Source organism: Candidatus Zymogenaceae bacterium (assembly GCA_016931225.1).
Taxonomy (GTDB): domain Bacteria; phylum Desulfobacterota; class Zymogenia; order Zymogenales; family Zymogenaceae; genus JAFGFE01.
The window spans coordinates 115,967-132,988 of sequence record JAFGFE010000035.1 but is presented as its reverse complement, the minus strand read 5'-3'; the positions used below and the strand labels follow the sequence as shown (position 1 = coordinate 132,988).

Sequence of the window (17,022 nt, the reverse complement as noted above, 5' to 3'; positions counted from 1 at the left end):
GGGGGATGTCCGATGCGCGACGATATCGGATGCGTCGGTCGTGGTATGAGAATGTCGACCGCAAAAGGGCGTATCACTCTCTATGGCCGGTGGGCCTCAAAATTATATATTGAAAAGCTGGAATCCCTGCACGATTTCGTGTATGATGCGTCATCTGTGGGTGAGTTGCGGTCGGATTTTTGGCTGCTGTTGTTTCAGGGATGTGAAAAACCATGATCAGAGATTTTTCTCTTTTCATCCCAAAGACCGGCGGAGGGTATAGAAGGAAGAATTTATACCATATCTGAATATCAGCGGAGGCGTCTTATGGCCGAGCAATTCGAAAAGAAGCTGAGTAACAAAGAGGTTTTTTTCTACAATTGGGGGTCCATCAGCCTGAACTTTGTCGAGGGGGTGCTCTTCACCTGGATCATGTATTTTCTGGCGCCTCCCGAGGAATCGGGAAACATCGCCTATATCCCCATCATCTGGACCGGCATCATCCTGACGGCGGGACGAGTGTTCGATGCGATCACCGATCCCTTGATTGGCAATTTCTCGGATAACTTCCAGAGCCGATGGGGACGCCGAAAGCCCTTCATCATCTTCGGCACCCCGGTGATGATTATCGCGTTCATCTTCCTGTGGACCCCCCCGGTAGAGGGAGTCTCCAACCTGAACATCATATACCTGGCGGTCATATTCACGATATACTTCCTGTTCTACACCGCCATCGGCATTCCCTATGACGCGCTCCTGGCGGAGATCGCCCTAACGTCGGACGACCGGGTGAAGCTGACCTCGTGGAAGCTGGTCTACGCCATCATCGGTTTTCTGCTGGTGGCGCTCATCGCCCCGGGGCTCTATCAGAACATGGGGCCCTTCAAGATGGCCCTGGTGGTGGGGGCCATCGGCCTTGTGACGATGTATATGTGTCTTCCCGGCGTCAAGGAGCTGCCCCGGGAGTTTTCCCAGGCGGACGTCAAGATGTCCGTATGGGATTCTTTAAAGAACACCTTCGGAAATAAGCAGTTTCTGGCCTTCGGCCTTGCCATTATCGCCCTCTACATGTGCTACGAGGTGCTCTTGGTGGTCATCCCGTACTTCGTGACGGTCGTCCTCCAGCGTGAGGAGGCCTTCGTGATGTATCTCCAGGCGGAGTTCATCCTCTGCATGGTCGCGTCGATCCCCCTCTGGATGTGGCTGGCGAAAAAATACAGCAAGCGCACACTCCTCAGGGCGATATCAATCGCACTGTCGCCGCTTTTCGCCATTATCTTCTTCGTGGGCGCCGTCCCCGGCGTGTCGGTGATCACACAGGCCTTCGTGCTCTTTCCCCTGGTGAGCATACCCCTGGGAGGATTCATGATCCTGGTATACGCCATGATGGGGGACGTGGTGGATTACGACCAGATGAAGACCGGAAAACGCCGAGAGGCCATGTACTACGGCGTCTTCGGATTTTCCCGGAAGGTGGGTTTCGCCCTTTCCACGATCATCCTGCCGCTGTTGTTCAAAAACTTCGGATATGGAGTGGGCAACGATCTCGGGATCCGTCTCGTATGGATCATGCTGGGAATCACCTCCCTGATCGGATTTTTCATTCTCTTCGGCTACAAGCTCGGCGACTCTCCCGAGGAGACGAAGAAAATCATGGGGGAGAAATAGAAAGACGATGACCGAAAAGCTGATCATCTCCATAGACGGCGGCGGCACCAAGACCGTGGCTGTAGCCGTCACCACCGAAGGAAAGGCTGTGGGATGGGGGGAGTCCGGCCCCGGCAACCATGTGCTGGCCCCCATTGAGGTGGTCAAGGAAAGCCTCAGGAGCGCTGTTGCCCAGGCCGTTACAGACGCACATGCCGCAATGGACGATGTTCTGATCATAGCGGGGGATACCGCGGGCGTCGGCCACAACCGGGAGGGTGCGGTGTATGTGGAGGGACTCATCGGTGAATACTACCCCGAAACGCCCATCCACATCACCGGCGACATGGTGGCGGGTTTTTTGGGGGCGCTGCCGCAGGCGGAGGAGACCGGCGGCGTGGTGGCCACCGCAGGAACCGGCTCGTCGATTTACGGCAGAAACCCGAGCGGCGAGGGGCTCCAGGTGGGAGGATGGGGACACATCATGGGAGACGAGGGAAGCGGATACGACATCGCCGTGATGGGCCTTCGCGCCGCCGCAAAGGCCTTCGATGGCCGGGGGAAGCCCACCAGTCTCACCGAGGCGTTCCCTCCCCATTTCGGCGTTGGGGATATGTTCCTGGTGCAGGTACCCGTCTACATCGGTGAGATTCTGACCCACGAAGAGATCGAAGAGGGAACCGCCGAGGAGGTCAACTACGGCTCGGGGCTTTCCCGGGAGCGCATTTCTAAGGCGGCCACCATCGTCGCACAAGAGGCCGAGAAGGGGGATGCCGTGGCGCGGGATGTGATGGCACGGGCGGCAGAGGAGTTGGCGTTGGCGGTGGTGACGGTGGCCCGACGGCTGGGGATGACCCGCCCGGATCTCTTGGTTTCCTATGCCGGCGGCGTCTTCAAGGCGGGGGATGTGCTCCTTGAACCTTTCGGGGCGTGTATCATCCGGGAGTATCCCGACGCGAAGATCGTGCCCCCCCGGCTGCCAGTCGTGGGGGGCGGCGTCAAGATCGCCGCAGACGAGCTGGGGCTCGACTTTTCCAAAATGCTGCCCCGTCTGACGGAAGAGCTCCGACGAATGTAATCAAGAGGAGTACTGACACAGAAAGGCCCGCAGGTTTTCATCTGCGGGCTTTTTTCTTTTTTTATATAATACTTCAGGGCTCTCGGTACATCCATGAAGCGGTATGATCATGGCCGTCGATCTGGGGGAGAATCCGGTATACCGTAGGATCGGTCGATACCGCTCATCTCGATGAACCCGCGCGTGAACGCCGTATCAGGATACCGCAGGTTACAAGCAATACGAGGTTCAGGAGGATGACCGCTGAAAATATCGGGAAATGGTACGCAAAGAGCGGGTATATCACGCACATCATGAATATCTCGATTTCATCGAAGAGCTCGAATGTCTTGGCGATGGGATAGATTCTTTGATCCACGCGCCCCTGTACCGGGTCGATGGAGAGGAAGACCGAGTGGTAGAAGCTGTATTCGTTCTCTCCGTCTAGCTCAGCGCCTCCCCCGCCGGTTATGATAAATCCGGTGTCTCCGTATTCACTCTCCAGATAGGAGTGGTAGTCTCCGCAGATCACATAGTCGACGTCGTATTCTTCGATGATAGAAAAGAATTCCTCTTCCATATCGATCCCTCGGCATTCCACGAGCGGTGAAAGGGACTGGGGGGGCACATGCATGAAGACGAAGGTCATAAGGGTACCTTCCGGCCTTTGTGAGAGTGCGTCTCGGATATATGAGATGTAGTCGGTGTTGTAGATGTTATCGACGATGATGAACAGGCAGCCCGCGTGCATGAATGAGACGTTCCGGGGTCCGTAGGTACGTTCGAAGTCTTCCCGGGTAAAGGCGCCCTCTCGGGCAAGATATTTATCCGTCACGGCCATATCATGGTTTCCGGGCACAAGCAGGATCGGATACGCAAGGCCCCACTCGCTGAATTCCATGATGAAGAACGTATGATACTCATCTTCCGGCTTCCTGACAAAATCTCCCAATATGATGCCGAAGTCGATGAGGGAGGGCATATCGGTTTTGGTGTAGAACTGTTCGAAATAACCGCTTACCTGGGTATCGCCCACCAGAAAAATCGAAAAGGGGCGGGGGGATACGGCGTCCTCGTGGAGCGATGCAATGATATCTTCGCCGTTTCCCAGGAGGGGAGGCGTCGGAATACGTTCTTTTGATGCCGTATAGAACACCGACGAGAGGAGAAACGTCAAAGAGACGATTAAAAGAATAAAAAGACCGAGAAAGACGATTTTCGATTTCATCGTCACAGTTCCTCACGAAATAATTCAGGAAGCGAAAGATTTACCGATAAATATATCATTTTGCATGTGACTTTCGGTACTTATTTCTTTCTCATGAACAAAATCTAATCGTCGTGTGAAGCTTGCGACTCACCGGGCATCACATTCCGTTGAGATAATGCACTCATGGGCGTCGTTATTTTATAACGCCTTCGTCGTTCTGTCGCTCAGGGACGCCGAATGTGATACAATAAATGTCGATTGTACTCCCTGGATTCTGATATTGTAAGCCGTCTTTTTTGATGTTTATGAAAGAGAATTCATCCCACAATACATTGCAGGCGGCGGCGACAGTCGTCGATATCACCCCCGACATCGGGAGTCCCCTGGGTGGGTATCTACTCCGCCAGGGTGTCTCCCAAGGGATCCTCGATCCGATATATGCACGGCTTCTGTATGTGAGCAACGGAAGTGAGAGCGTGCTCCTGGTGTCCCTCGATTTCATATATGTAATGGGAGAATGGAGCGATCGATGTGCCCGAACGGTTGGTGAGGCGGTCGGCGTGGAGCCGGGGCGGGTCGTCGTTTGGGCCGTCCACACCCACTCGGGACCGGGGGTGTTCCGCTCGGCCCCGGTTGGGTGGGAAGGCGACGGTGAGGGGCGGTATCTCGAACGTGTGACGGAACACATCACGAGGGCGGCCCGGGGCCTTCCGGGAAAAGCGGTGCCGGCGGCGCTTCGCATCGGGAGCGCCGCGGTCGGAAATATCGGGACCCATCGAAACGAGCCAGAGCGGGCGGTGGACGATGAGCTGGTATTCGCCCGGTTCGTAGATGAATCAGGCGGGACGATCGCACGGCTCGTCAATTACGGCTGCCACCCCACGGCTTTGGGGCCGGATAATCTTTTGTTTTCCGCCGATTTTGTGGGTGCGGGATTGTCCCGACTGGATGCGAAGGGGGGGGTGTTTTTATTTCTCAACGGCGGCTCCGGGGACGTGAGCACCCGCTTCACCCGGAGAGATACGGACAGGGTTGGCGAGCGGGACCGCTTCGGGGAGATCCTGGCGGCGGCGGCCTTGGCGGCCCGGGAAAACGAGAAACAGATCTCCGGCCGGGCGGTGTCGATTCAAAAGACCGCGGTCACGGTTGCGTATCGAAAATATCCGGACGTGGAGGTCGCCCGACGGGCGTTTGACCGGGCCGAGGAGGCCCTCGCCCGGGAGCGTGGGAGGGGCGCCGACCCGGGGAGGCTCCGGCGGCTGGAGTCGGTGCGGGAGGGGACGCTGGCGACGCTGCTGCTTTCCGGCATGGGCGGTCCTCGGGCCCACTTCGGAGATCGATCCATGGACACGGCCGTGTCCCTGGTTGAAATCGGGGGGCTCTTAATCGTCTTCTTTCCCGGAGAGGTGATGTCCGAGACGGCCCTTGATTTGAAAAAAAACTCGGGTATGCCGCTGATGGTATGCGGGTACGCCGGAGACTATTTTGGATACTTGGCTCGGTCTTCTGGAGATAATAGCGGAGGTGAGGACGAGAACGGAGTGGAATATGAATCTCTCATGGCCGTCCTCGATGCCGAATCGATTCACCGGCTGATAGATGGAGCGAAGCGGATGGTGGCTCGATCCTCTGAAACGGAAAGGAAAGAGAGGGAGTTGTGACGGATATACTGATACAGGGCGGGACGGTGATCTTGCCGGACAGATGTGAAGAAAACAGTAATGTGTTGATTACGAACGACGTTATCGGTGCCGTGGGGCGCGGGTTGGATGCAAAGGGTGCCCGCATCATCGACGCGCGCGACCGCTATATCGCGCCGGGCCTCATCGACAGCCATATCCACGGAGCCGCGGGGCACATGAGCGAGATGGCCACGACGGACGGCCTGGACGAGATGTCTCTGGCGATCGCCCGTCACGGCACTGTCGGGTTTCTTCCCACCGTAGGGACGTCCCACTTCGAGGAGACGCTGTCGGTCCTTTCAACCATCGCAGGGGCTGCGGATTCCGTCTCCGGGGCGAAGATCCTGGGCATCCACATGGAGGGGCCGTATCTGTCGCTCCAGCGGGCCGGCGCCCAGCGGCAGGACGCCATCAGGGAGTACCGGCGTGATTCCGGGGACATCGACGCGTACATCGATGCATCGGAGGGGCGTGTTAGAACCATGAGCCTCGCTCCGGAGATCCCCGGCGGCATGGAGTTGATAGAGGACCTGACGGCGAAAAATATCATCGCCGGGGCGGTCCATACCGACGCCACGTTCGACCAGATCGTCGAGGCGAGCGCCAGGGGGCTTACGCTGACATGCCACACCTTTAATGCCATGCGTCCCTTGCACCACCGGGAACCGGGGGTGATCGCGGCGGCGCTGCTTCTGGACAGCCTCTATGCCGAGTGCATCGGCGACGGTTTTCACCTGGCGATGCCGATTCTGGAGATGATCTATCGTTTGAAGGGTCCGGACCGAATGGTCCTGATCTCCGACTCGGTGGGGGCGCTGGGTCTTGCCGAGGGGGAGTATGAGTTTTTCGGCGTGAAATGCCTGGTGAAAGGCGGGAAGGTCATGATCGGCGGGACGGACGTGCTGGCCGGAAGCGCAAGCCCCCAGATGGCCGGGATCAGGAACCTGGCGACTAAAACCTCCATTCCCCTGGCCCACGTGTTCCGGGCCGCATCGCTCACCCCAGCCCGGCTTCTGGGTCTCGATAAACATCTGGGGAGTATCACCGTGGGCAAGGAGGCGAGCCTCCTGGTTCTTGATGGGGAATTGCATATCGAGGAGGTCTTCGTCGCGGGGGTGTCGATTTCCGCCGACTGAGGGGCGGCGGCGTGGGGGAGGGTGTCCGGGGAAGAGAGGGGGGGCGACGTGCAGCATATCGATGTATAGACAAAACACGGGCGTGTCGATCCGACACGCCCGTGTTTAATTGTGCGATGGACGTCTGACGTCTCGATGTGAGAGATCAGTACCTGATCTCCAGGTCGGACAGCGGGTAGGAGAGACATGCGTGGACGTAGTTGTACCACCGGTCCGCCTCCCGCACCGGCACGCGATCGGGCATAAAGACCTTTCCGGAGACGACCTTTGTACGGCAGTAGCTGCACTCGCCGCTCCTGCACAAGTAAGGCGCCACCAGGCCGTTTCGCTCCAGGCTGTTGAGCAGCGGCTCTCCCGCCTTCACCTTGATGGTCTTTTCTCCGTTGACCTTCACCGAAAACTCGTCGTCGGCCTTGATCTCCTTCGGCCAGCCCGCCTCTTTCGTGATGTCCGCCGGGGGGCCGTAGGATTCAATCTTGAATTTTCTCCGGGGTACCTTCAGCTTCTCGACCTCAGGTTTACAGAATTGATACATCGCCTCGGGGCCACACATGTAGAAGGTCTTTCCCTCAACCTTGCCCACAATCTTTTTAATGACATCACTGGTGATGAAGCCGGTCACGCCCTTGTAATTCTTACCCGGCTCGCTGATGACCGTCTCCACGTTGATGTTTTTGTGCTTTTCGCTCATGGCCTTCAGCTCATCGCCAAAGATTACATCGTCCTCGGTGCGGCTGCCGTATATCAGCCAGATGTTGAAATCAAGCCCCCTCTCGGCCGTCTCCTGGATGATGCTGCGAAACGGGGTGATGCCGGAGCCGCCTGCCAGGAACACCAGGTCCTTCCCGTCTGTCAGAGGCTCGTGGTAAAAGGTCCCCGCCGGTCCCCTGAGGGTGAATTCGTCGCCGACCTTCACGTCGTCCATGAGATAGTGGGAGACGAATCCTTCGGGCATCCTCCTGACCGTGATGTCGTAAAATCCCCGCTGGTTCGGGGGGGAGGAGATGGAAAAGGCCCGGCCCGTCTTTACATTACCGATGGTCACCTCCCAGGTGACGTACTGGCCCGCTCGGAACGGGGGGAGATAGCCGCTTTTCGGGGCCAGGCGGAATGTCTTGGCGGTGGACGTTTCCTCGATGATGTCCACCACCTTCGCCTGGATGTTGTCCGGGTGGAGCTGCTGCACGAAGTTCTTGGCAAACTCCTTGGGGATGGTGATGTCCCCCATGACCCTTTTGAGCACCTCCCGCTCGTTGACGGCTTCGTTGAATCCTTCCACGTGGCTTAAAAATTCGCTTATTTTCATTATTCCAGTCCTCTTTATGACAGTTTGGCCAGGGCCCTGCCCGCTGCGATGGACCCGGACGATATGGACGGCTGATAACCGCCGCCGGGGATAGTCCAGGCCGACGCAAAGAAGAGCCCGCCGATGGGGGTCTTATGCCTGAGCCTGAGCATGCCGGAGTCGGACAGGTACTGCTCGGAACCGTATATGGCCCCGCCCGGATTGCCGGTGTAGCGCATGTTGGTGATGGGGGTGGCCACCTCTATCACCTCGATGTGTTCCTTGAATCCGGGGTAGAATTCCTCGGCGATGTCAAGGATCGCCGCCGCATAGGCGTTTTTCTCCTCCACATAGCGCTCCGGGGGCAGCAGGTACCAGGGCCGGGCGTACGCCGAGGAGGTAATCACCACGACCGATGTCCCCGGCGGTGAGAACTCAGGATCGGTGACGTTGTAGCAGGTCAAAAGAAAGCCCCGGGGAGGTTTCAGGGTGAACGACTCCTCCCACATGTTCTCGATATCCCCCGCCATTTTTATGAAGTTTTCATGCACCTTCGCCCCAATGGTTTCCGGCGGGCACGCAAGCCCCACGTACAGGTTGACGGTGGAAAACCCGGCGGGGCGGCTGGTGATGTCCTTCAGGACCTTTTTGGGCGCGTGTTCCATACCCACCAGGTCGATGAGGGTGGTGTGGGGGTTGGCGTTGGAGATGACGACTTTCGTGGATATTTCCTCGTCTTCATCGGTGATGACGCCGGATATCTCTTTTCCGTCGGTGAGGATCTTTTTCGCGCCGCAGTTGAATTTCACCTCGCCGCCGTTTTCACAGATTACCTCGACAAACGCGTTGGACAGCGCCTGGCAGCGTCCCCGGATGTGGTAGGGTGGGGTGTCCAGAAACGACTCCCACACGGCGGTCATCAGGTGAAACGGGAGCTTCGAGGGCGGCAGGCCCAGGTATCCCCAGTAGGCCGAGAGCACCTTCTTGAGCCGATCATCATCGATCATGCTGTCCAGTACCTCGCCCCAGGGCTTCATCCCGTATTTGACGTAGCCCGGAAATTTCTCCGGCGTCAGGTCCGCGGTCGGGTTCGCCGCGCCGCCGATGATTCCGCGGAAATCGTTCATCACGTCCCGCATGACCTCGAAGAACGTGTCTATCTTCTCCGCCTCCTTCGGGAAGTGGTCCATCAGGTATTCCTGGGATGTGTCCCTTCCCGCAGGGATGGTCATGTCAAGGTCATCGTCGGCTACACGAAAGAGGTCCGGCATGGGAAGAAACGTCATTTTTTCCGTGACGCCCACCATCTCCAGGTACTTATAGAGGTCGCCCCGCTCTTCCGGTGTCCCGATCCCCGACAGCTCGTGCAGTGAGATGTCGAATTCGAAGCGGCCCCGACAGAAGGTGGTGGCGTATCCGCCGGGGATGTTGTGCCGCTCCAGAAGCAGCACCTTTTTCCCGCTTCGTGCCAGGAGCGTCGCGGCGGAGAGCCCGCCCAGACCGGCGCCGATGACCACCGCGTCATACTTTTTCGGCATCAATGAACTCCTTTAGAATTGCTCGATAGATCTGATATCCCCCATAGAATGGGGTGCTCGATATTCATAAAAAACGATGTGTTACGCCCCCTTGGCGATGTGGGCCAGGGCGCGGCCCGCGGCGATAGAGCCAGCCATGATGGACGGCTGGTAGCCGCCGCCGGGAATGGTCCACGCCGAGGCGAAAAAGAGGCCGCCGACGGGTCCCTTGTGCCGGAGCCTGAGCATTCCGGAATCGGACAGGTACTGGTCGAACCCGTAGATCGTGCCGCCCGGATTTCCGGTGTATCGCATGTTCGTAACCGGCGTGGACACCTCGATCACCTCGATGTGGTCACGAAAGCCCGGGAAGTGCTTTTCGGATACAGAAAGCAGTGCCTCGGCGTAGGCGTTCTTGGTTTCCACGTACTGATCCGGGGGAATGTAGTACCAGGGGCGGGCGTAGCACACCGACAGCAGCACCGCCACCGTGGTGCCCGGCGGGGAAAACTGCGGGTCGGTGGCGTTGTAGTTGGTAAAGAGGACGCTCTCCGGGGGATCGAGGGTGAATCCCCGCTCCCAGATGGCGTCGACGTCTCCACCCATGTTGATGAAGTTTTCATGGACCATTGTGCCCACCTCCTCCGGCGGACAGTCGAGTCCCAGATACACGTTGAAGGTGGAGAAGCCGATGATGCGGCTGTTGATGTCCCGCATGAACGCCTTCGGGGCGTGTTCCAGGCCCAAAAGATCGATCATCGTGGAAAGGGGATTCGCGTTGGAGACGATCACCGAGGTCTGTATTTTACGGTCGTCGTCTGTGATAACCCCGGTCACCTTGTCAGAGCTTGTAAGGATTTTTTTCACCCCGCAGTTGAATTTCACCTCGCCGCCGTTTTCCAGTACGATCTCCACGAACGCGTTGGACAGCGCCTGGCAGGTGCCCCGGATGTGGGCCGGGGGTGCGCCGAGGTACGCCTCCCAGATGGAGGCCATCAAGTGAAAGGGGAGCTTCGAGGGGGGCAGCCCCCCGTAGCCCCAGTAGGGGGAGAGGGCGTTCTTCAGGTCCTGATCGGTGATGCAGTCGTCCAGGACCTCGCCGTAGGTCTTCATGCCGTGCTTGATGAAATTGGGGAACTTTTCCGGGGTGAGGTCGTCGGCGCCGACTGACGCGCCGCCTATGACGCCGCCGTAGTCTTTCATCAAATCCTGCATGGCGTCGAAGAATTTTTCGATGCCGTCGGTCTCCTTCGGGAAGTGCTCCATGAAGAATTCGTTGCACTCATCCCGTCCCGCGGGAACGGTCAGGTCCAGGTCCCCGTCGATGACCCGGTAGAGCTGGTGCATGGGGATGAATTCCACCTTTTCGGTCACGCCCAGGGATTCAAGATAGGGGAACAGCGCCCCCCTCGCCTCGGGGCTGCCGACGCCGGAGAGTTCGTGAAGGGAGATGTCGAACTCGAACCGTCCACGGCGAAAGGAGGTGGCGTAGCCGCCGGGGACGTTGTGACGCTCAAGCAGCATCACCGATTTTCCGTTCTTTGCCAGCATCGCCGCTGCGGACATTCCCCCCAGACCGGCGCCGATAACCACGGCGTCGAATTTCTTGGCCATAGTATGTCTCCAGTTCCGATACGTATACTAATATGAATAGAATATATGATTTAATTGACGTGCGGAGGGCCATCCCGAGGGATCGACCCTCCCCGTTTTCTTGTGGTATCACACCGGGGATGAAAATGCAATAGAGTTTCCGGCGTGATCGAAGGTGTTCTCAGATTGTCCGGGCTTCACAGAACCCCTCCCGGACCGCATCCGCTATCTTCCGGGGTTCCGACGCGTCTCCGATGACGATGACCGGGACATCGGCGGATGAGAGATCGTCCGCCAGGGTTTTGACCGGCTTTGCGCCCACGGCGATGATCACCGTATCCGCCGGTATCGTCTCGGTACCCTTGTCGGACTCAACCACAACACCGGCATCGGTGATCTCTTTGACTATTGTGGACGGTCGAAGATCGACGCCGCTGAGCCTGAGGCTTTTCATCAGAGACCAGCGGGACGTTCGGCTCACATTATCCGCCAGGCGATCGACCATGTCTACCACGGTGATTCGCCGCTGCGTGCGGTGCAAAAGCTCCATGGCGTATACCGGGTCCTCGGCGTTGTGATACATCAGGAAGCTGAAGGTTTCGTAATCCATCATCTCCTGAGAGGCGATGTAGTGGGCGGTTTCGCAGCCGGTGGCGCTGCCGCCGATGATGACCACGTCATCGCCGATGTCGGGAATCCGATCGGTCAGCACGTCCCAGGCGCCCACCACGTGGGATTTATCGATGCCCGGGATCGGCGGCGTGATGGGTTCGGCGCCGGTGGCCACCACCACCAGGTCCGGCTTTTCGGTACTGATGATTTTTTTCGTCAGGGGGGTTCCTGTTTTAACGGTCACGCCGTATGCGTCCATGCGGTTTTTCATGCTCGCGACTATTTTATTGAACTCCCCCTTGCCCGGAGGAACGGTGGCCAGGTTGATTTGGCCGCCGAGCTCATCCTGTTTCTCGAAGAGGGTTACCGTGTGTCCCCGCTGGGCGGCGATAATGGCGAATTCCATACCCGAAGGTCCGCCGCCGGCGACAAAAATCTTCTTTTTCTTCTTTGCGGGCTCGATGGTCAGCTCGGACTCACGACCCACCCGGGGGTTCAGGACGCAGTGCACCGCCTGTCCGCTGAAGATCGAATCGAAACAACCCTGATTGCACGAAATGCACGAGACGACCTCATCTGTGCGGCCTTTTTTGAGCTTGTTGGGAAGCTCGGGGTCGGCGATGAGGGGGCGTCCCCAGCAGATCAGGTCCGCGGCACCGGAACGCAGGGTCCGCTCCGCCAGCTCCGGGTCTCCCAGTCGATTGGAGGCGAACACCGGGATGGACACCGCCTCCTTGACACCCCTGGCGAGATAGACATACGCCCCGGGGGGAACGTTGCTGGTGAGTTGGGGGGTGCGGGTTTCATGCCAGCCGCCGGTGACGTTCACGGAGTTGAGGCCGACCTTCTCCAGGGCGGCGGCGAAGAGCGCCGCCTCCCGGTTGGTGTTGCCCCCCTCCATAAAATCGTGCCCGGCGATGCGCATGCCGAGGCAGAAATCGGGGCCGACTGCCTTCCTGATCTTTTCGATCACCTCACAGCCGAAGCGCATACGGTTTTCCAAAGAGCCGCCGTATTCATCGGTGCGGAGGTTCGTGAAGGGACTCAAAAACTGACTGATGAGGTATCCGGTGCACCCCACCGGCTCGATGTATTCAAATCCGGCCTCCATGGCGTTGACGGCGGCGGTGACGAAGGCCTCCTGGACGATTTCGATGTCCTCCTTCGTCATCTCCCGGGGGGTTTCCCCGGTCAGACGGCTGGGCACCGGAGACGGGGCGATGGGCTTCTTCCCGGTAACGAAGGAGTAGGCGTAGCGCCCCATGTGAAAGAGCTGGGTGCCCACCGCCACGCCGGTCTTCTTCTTGACGTCCTTTATGAAGGACTGGAAGGCGGGGATGTTTCGGTCATCGAAGAGGGCGGGCATATAGGGGGCACACCCCACCAGGTCGATGGCCAGCGGGCCCATAATCATCAGGCCCACACCACCTTCCGCCCGTTCCCGAAAGTAGGCTTGATAGCGCTCGTTAAACATGAAATCATCGGTGAAGAGAAGGCCCATGGCGGGCATGACGATGCGGTTTTTAACGGTGAGCTTGTTTATGGTGATAGGTTCGAAGAGTCTTACGAGTTCCATATGATACACAGGCTCCGTGGTTAGATAGAAGACAGCCCCGTGCCGTGAAATCCATGAACACTCGTGATCAGCGAACACGGCCGGCACGGGGAGAAAACGCTCTCTCGCCGGGAGATGGAAGGTCGGAATCTCTTGGATTTAATCGATTTTCCCGAAGGGGCTTTCCATCCCCTCGGGCATGGTGCGAATCTGCCAGATTCCTTTCACGATGGAGACCACCTCGCCCGAAGCGTCCTTAATTTCCAACTCCATGGGGAAATCCGCCTTACCGTTTTTCGCCGCCTCGGCCTGGATTTTATCCGCCTCTTCCTCGGTCATGGTTACTTCCAAGGTGACGTCGGTCATGGCCGGACGGCGATAGCGGATGTTCACCTCCTTGACGATGGGAACGAACTTGCTGATGTCGAACGACGCGCCGTGAATAACACCGCCGGATATCTCTCCAATGGTGAAGAGGGATCCGGCATACATCATGCCGATGTGATTGACGTTTCCTTCCAGGGGCATCAAGATCTTGGCATAGCGCTTTTTCATCTCGAGAACTTTGATGCCGGTGCGACGTATCGCCTCAATGTTGGAAATACAAAAGTCGGCTATGGCTTTATACTTTTCTTCAATCATCACGCACCTCGCAGAGTATGAAACGTAACATGTTTTCTTGTGTCCGATGAACGTCTATTTCCGTTGCCAGTTCGGAGCACGGCGCTCCATTTTGGCTTGAACTCCCTCTTTAAAGTCGTCGGTGCGAAGCAGCACGCTTTGCAGGTTTACTTCCATGTCGAGATGGGTCATCAGGTCGATCCCCTCGCCCTTCTTAATGACCTTCTTCGCGGCCCCCACCGCAATGGGGCTCATCTTCGCGATTTCCAGGGCCATTTTTTCCGCCTCTTCAAGCAGGTTCTTCTGCGGATAGAGATGGTTGACGAGACCCCAGTCGTAGGCCTGTTTGGCCTCGTACATCCGTCCGGTCATGAGTATCTCCATCGCCCGGGACTGGCCCACGATCTTGGAGAGCCGGGCGGTGCCGCCCAGGTCCGGGATGATCCCGAACTCAAGCTCCTGCATGCCCCACAGGCAGTCGTCGCTCATCAGGCGAATGTCGCAGGCCAGGGCCAGCTCGATCCCCATGCCGTACGCCCGTTCGTGGATGGCGCAGATGATCGGAATCTCAATGGTCTCCATCCGGTTGAGATAATGCTGGTACTTGTGGATATCCGAGCGGATCGTGGCGCCGCCGGCGGCGGATTCACCCATGAATCGTCCCACGAGCATCCCCAGGGAGTTGAAATCGACACCGGCGGAGAAGAGCTTCCCCTCGCCCCTCAGGATGACCGCCCGGATTTCCGGGTCGGCGATGATCTCATCGAGGATGTCGGATATACTGATGAGCATCTCGAAGGCGATGGCGTTTCGCTTTTCGGGGCGGTTGAGGATGATGTGATAGATGCTCCCCTTTTTCTCTCCCAGAACAAATTGATCGCTCATCAATTACTCCTTCGTGACCTTTTTGTTCGACTCCTCCATGGTTTCCAGGGCTTCCTTCCCCATGCGGTCCAGAAGCTCCTTGACGGTGGGGACGTCTTTGATGAGTCCGATGGACTGGCCCACCATGAGGGGGGCGAAATTGACATCACCTGTTTTCCACGCTTCTTTTATGCGTAATCCCGAAAGGAGGGGAATGAGGTCCTCCAGTCCGCCGCCGGCATCCTCGATCTTGATGACCTCCCGGATGACGTCACTCATGAGCGCGCGACCCTGCAAACCGGTGGACTTGCCGAAAATGGTGGTGTCGAACTCCTGGCGTTTAACCAGCTCGCTTTTGATGTTATCGTGGCAGGGGCATTCCTTGGTGGCCACAAAGCGGCTTCCCATCATGACTCCGTCGGCCCCCAGGGTAATGGCCGCGGCGATGGAGCGGCCGTTGGCGATGCCGCCCACCGTCACCACCGGCAGATCCACTTCCTGCTTGATCCGGGGAGTCAGTATCATGGTGGAGACATCGTCGTCCAGAGGATGGCCTCCCTCCTCGATACCGGCGGCGAAAACTCCGTCATACCCGATTTTTTCGGCGTGCTTTGCATGACGCACCGCCCCGACCTTGTGGAAGAACTTAACCCCAGCCTTCTTGAGCATTTCAACGTGATCCATGCCCGCCCCCTTGTCCACCGGGGAGCCGGAAAACTCGATGCCCGCGATTTTTTCCTCGGCGCACACCCGGACATACATTTTGTGATGGTCCGGGGTAATCCTGAGGGACGGGAGCATCGTGATGCCCACGAAGAACGGCTTGTCGGTAAGCTTTCTGACCTCGTTGATGGCGTTTCTGAATTCCTCTTCAGTTTCGTAATTGCCGGCGGTGAGGTTCCCCAGGCCGCCAGCCTCGGAGATGGCCGCGCACAGCGGTGGAATGGAAAGCCACATCATGGTGCCACAGATGATCGGGTATTTGACGCCGAACATTTCAGTGATGGCGGTTTTGAACATGAAACCCTCCTCGGAATTGGGAGTAAGATGATACGATTGGATACAGACGGATACGGTCTCCCGATTCGGGATGGAGGGTCTCTCTGCTGAGGCGGGAGCCGGATAAAGCGTCCATTCTACAGGATTATACAAGGTTAAAGTATAACTTTAAGCTTTATGATATTGCTTATAGCAAAGCCATGCCTTTATGTCAACAATTTTCGGCAGAAAGCGGTTTTTTATTCTCTGGACGATCGGTTTTCGCCTTTTGTTCGATAAACGAGCGGTGCAGATTGTTTTAACCTTGAAAAAACGGGATGCCGCATCTACAATAACACGTGATGGTCCGACCGGACATGTTCGTGCCACGACATATGAAGTGAATGCGAAAAGACCGGTGTTTCTCTCTTGTTGCTTCCGCCCTCTTTTCGACAGTTCACTCTGATGCCGTCAAGTGTTCACATCATCCCGTATTATATCGGTCGATAACGGAGCACAATGAATATTCTCATCATCAACGGCAGCTACCGCGCTCAAGGAAACACCCGGGTTCTGATCGATATGGTGAAACGGGGATTCGAAGAGAACGATGCCCGGATCTCCGAGATATTCCTTGCGGAAAAAGACATTCGATACTGCAGGGGCTGCATGAGCTGTTTCGGCCAGAAGGATGCGCCGATCGCCGACTGCGTCGTAAAGGACGACGTCAGGGATATATTCGAGCAGATGCTGACGGCCGACGCCCTGGTAGTGGCATGCCCCATTTATTGGGGAACCATGAGCGCACCGTTGACCGTCCTGGCGCACCGCATGACCGCCCTGACATATGATAAGGCCCTGGACGGCGGTTTCAAGGGGATACCGATGCCGAAGCACATGCCGACGAAGCCGGGTATGTACATTACCAGCAGCATCGCACCGACGTTCCTATTCAGTCTTTCGAGGGAATATCGCTGTTTCAAGAAGAGGCTTTCCGAAATATTACGCTTTGCGGGATATCGGACCTCATACACGCTGATAGAGGGTGGGTCGATGATGGGAATGCCCATCAGAGAGCGGGAAAAGACGGCGCGGAAAGCGGAGAGAATGGGAAGGGCCCTGTCGTCCGGGTGAAAGAGGGATGCCCGCTCATCGCTGAATCGGGAACGGTTTGAAATTGTCTGATAAAAAAGTGGATTAATGCGTGCGGCGGAGGGGTGTTGCCACCGATACTCAGAGTGAGCAAGGGTGGGCATGAGCGTGGACATAAAAGAAGAATAGAAGCA

13 protein-coding genes are annotated in these 17,022 nt (G+C 57.5%); 5 read left to right on the top strand and 8 right to left on the bottom strand.

The genetic code is table 11. The annotated features are described in order from the left end of the window. Nucleotides 1-306: 306 nt before the first annotated feature. Both JW885_13865 and JW885_13860 read left to right on the top strand, forming a co-directional pair. Nucleotides 307-1,647, top strand: a complete 1,341-nt coding sequence (locus JW885_13865) for an MFS transporter (GenBank protein MBN1883249.1) — start codon at nucleotides 307-309, stop codon at nucleotides 1,645-1,647. Between the two features lie 7 nt (nucleotides 1,648-1,654). Next, on the top strand, nucleotides 1,655-2,704 hold the full coding sequence (locus tag JW885_13860) for a hypothetical protein (protein ID MBN1883248.1): 1,050 nt from the start codon (nucleotides 1,655-1,657) through the stop codon (nucleotides 2,702-2,704). 163 nt (nucleotides 2,705-2,867) lie between these two features. On the opposite strand, the gene JW885_13855 is transcribed toward JW885_13860, so the two are convergent. Beyond that, nucleotides 2,868-3,911, bottom strand: coding sequence for a metallophosphoesterase (locus JW885_13855; protein MBN1883247.1), 1,044 nt, complete (start codon nucleotides 3,909-3,911; stop codon nucleotides 2,868-2,870). Nucleotides 3,912-4,198: 287 nt separating this feature from the next. On the opposite strand from JW885_13855, the gene JW885_13850 reads away from it, so the two are divergent. Further along, the gene (locus tag JW885_13850) at nucleotides 4,199-5,554 is read left to right on the top strand and encodes a hypothetical protein (protein ID MBN1883246.1); all 1,356 of its coding nucleotides are present in this window, start codon (nucleotides 4,199-4,201) and stop codon (nucleotides 5,552-5,554) included. After that, nucleotides 5,551-6,711, top strand: coding sequence for an N-acetylglucosamine-6-phosphate deacetylase (gene nagA, locus JW885_13845; protein MBN1883245.1), 1,161 nt, complete (start codon nucleotides 5,551-5,553; stop codon nucleotides 6,709-6,711). Before JW885_13850 ends, nagA begins: the two co-directional genes overlap by 4 nt. A gap of 145 nt (nucleotides 6,712-6,856) precedes the next feature. Here nagA and JW885_13840 read toward each other — a convergent pair whose 3' ends face one another. The 7 genes from JW885_13840 to JW885_13810 all read right to left on the bottom strand — a co-directional run bounded on the left by JW885_13840 (nucleotide 6,857) and on the right by JW885_13810 (nucleotide 15,778). After that, nucleotides 6,857-8,017: a 2Fe-2S iron-sulfur cluster binding domain-containing protein gene (locus JW885_13840; protein ID MBN1883244.1), complete on the bottom strand. Its 1,161-nt coding sequence runs from the start codon at nucleotides 8,015-8,017 to the stop codon at nucleotides 6,857-6,859. A 14-nt stretch (nucleotides 8,018-8,031) separates the two neighbouring features. Continuing rightward, nucleotides 8,032-9,534, bottom strand: a complete 1,503-nt coding sequence (locus tag JW885_13835) for an NAD(P)/FAD-dependent oxidoreductase (protein MBN1883243.1) — start codon at nucleotides 9,532-9,534, stop codon at nucleotides 8,032-8,034. A gap of 81 nt (nucleotides 9,535-9,615) precedes the next feature. Then, nucleotides 9,616-11,127: an NAD(P)/FAD-dependent oxidoreductase gene (locus tag JW885_13830; GenBank protein MBN1883242.1), complete on the bottom strand. Its 1,512-nt coding sequence runs from the start codon at nucleotides 11,125-11,127 to the stop codon at nucleotides 9,616-9,618. A 160-nt stretch (nucleotides 11,128-11,287) separates the two neighbouring features. Then, the gene (locus tag JW885_13825; protein ID MBN1883241.1) at nucleotides 11,288-13,294 is read right to left on the bottom strand and encodes an FAD-dependent oxidoreductase; all 2,007 of its coding nucleotides are present in this window, start codon (nucleotides 13,292-13,294) and stop codon (nucleotides 11,288-11,290) included. Between the two features lie 138 nt (nucleotides 13,295-13,432). Beyond that, nucleotides 13,433-13,915: a YiiD C-terminal domain-containing protein gene (locus tag JW885_13820; protein ID MBN1883240.1), complete on the bottom strand. Its 483-nt coding sequence runs from the start codon at nucleotides 13,913-13,915 to the stop codon at nucleotides 13,433-13,435. A gap of 54 nt (nucleotides 13,916-13,969) precedes the next feature. Further along, nucleotides 13,970-14,779 (bottom strand): enoyl-CoA hydratase/isomerase family protein, encoded by an 810-nt coding sequence (locus tag JW885_13815; protein MBN1883239.1) that lies wholly within the window; start codon nucleotides 14,777-14,779, stop codon nucleotides 13,970-13,972. Nucleotides 14,780-14,782: 3 nt separating this feature from the next. After that, entirely contained in the window at nucleotides 14,783-15,778 is a 996-nt protein-coding gene (locus JW885_13810) for a nitronate monooxygenase (protein ID MBN1883238.1), read from the bottom strand. Between the two features lie 477 nt (nucleotides 15,779-16,255). Between JW885_13810 and JW885_13805 the strand changes: the two genes are divergently transcribed. Next, the gene (locus JW885_13805) at nucleotides 16,256-16,870 is read left to right on the top strand and encodes a flavodoxin family protein (GenBank protein ID MBN1883237.1); all 615 of its coding nucleotides are present in this window, start codon (nucleotides 16,256-16,258) and stop codon (nucleotides 16,868-16,870) included. Nucleotides 16,871-17,022: the final 152 nt, after the last annotated feature.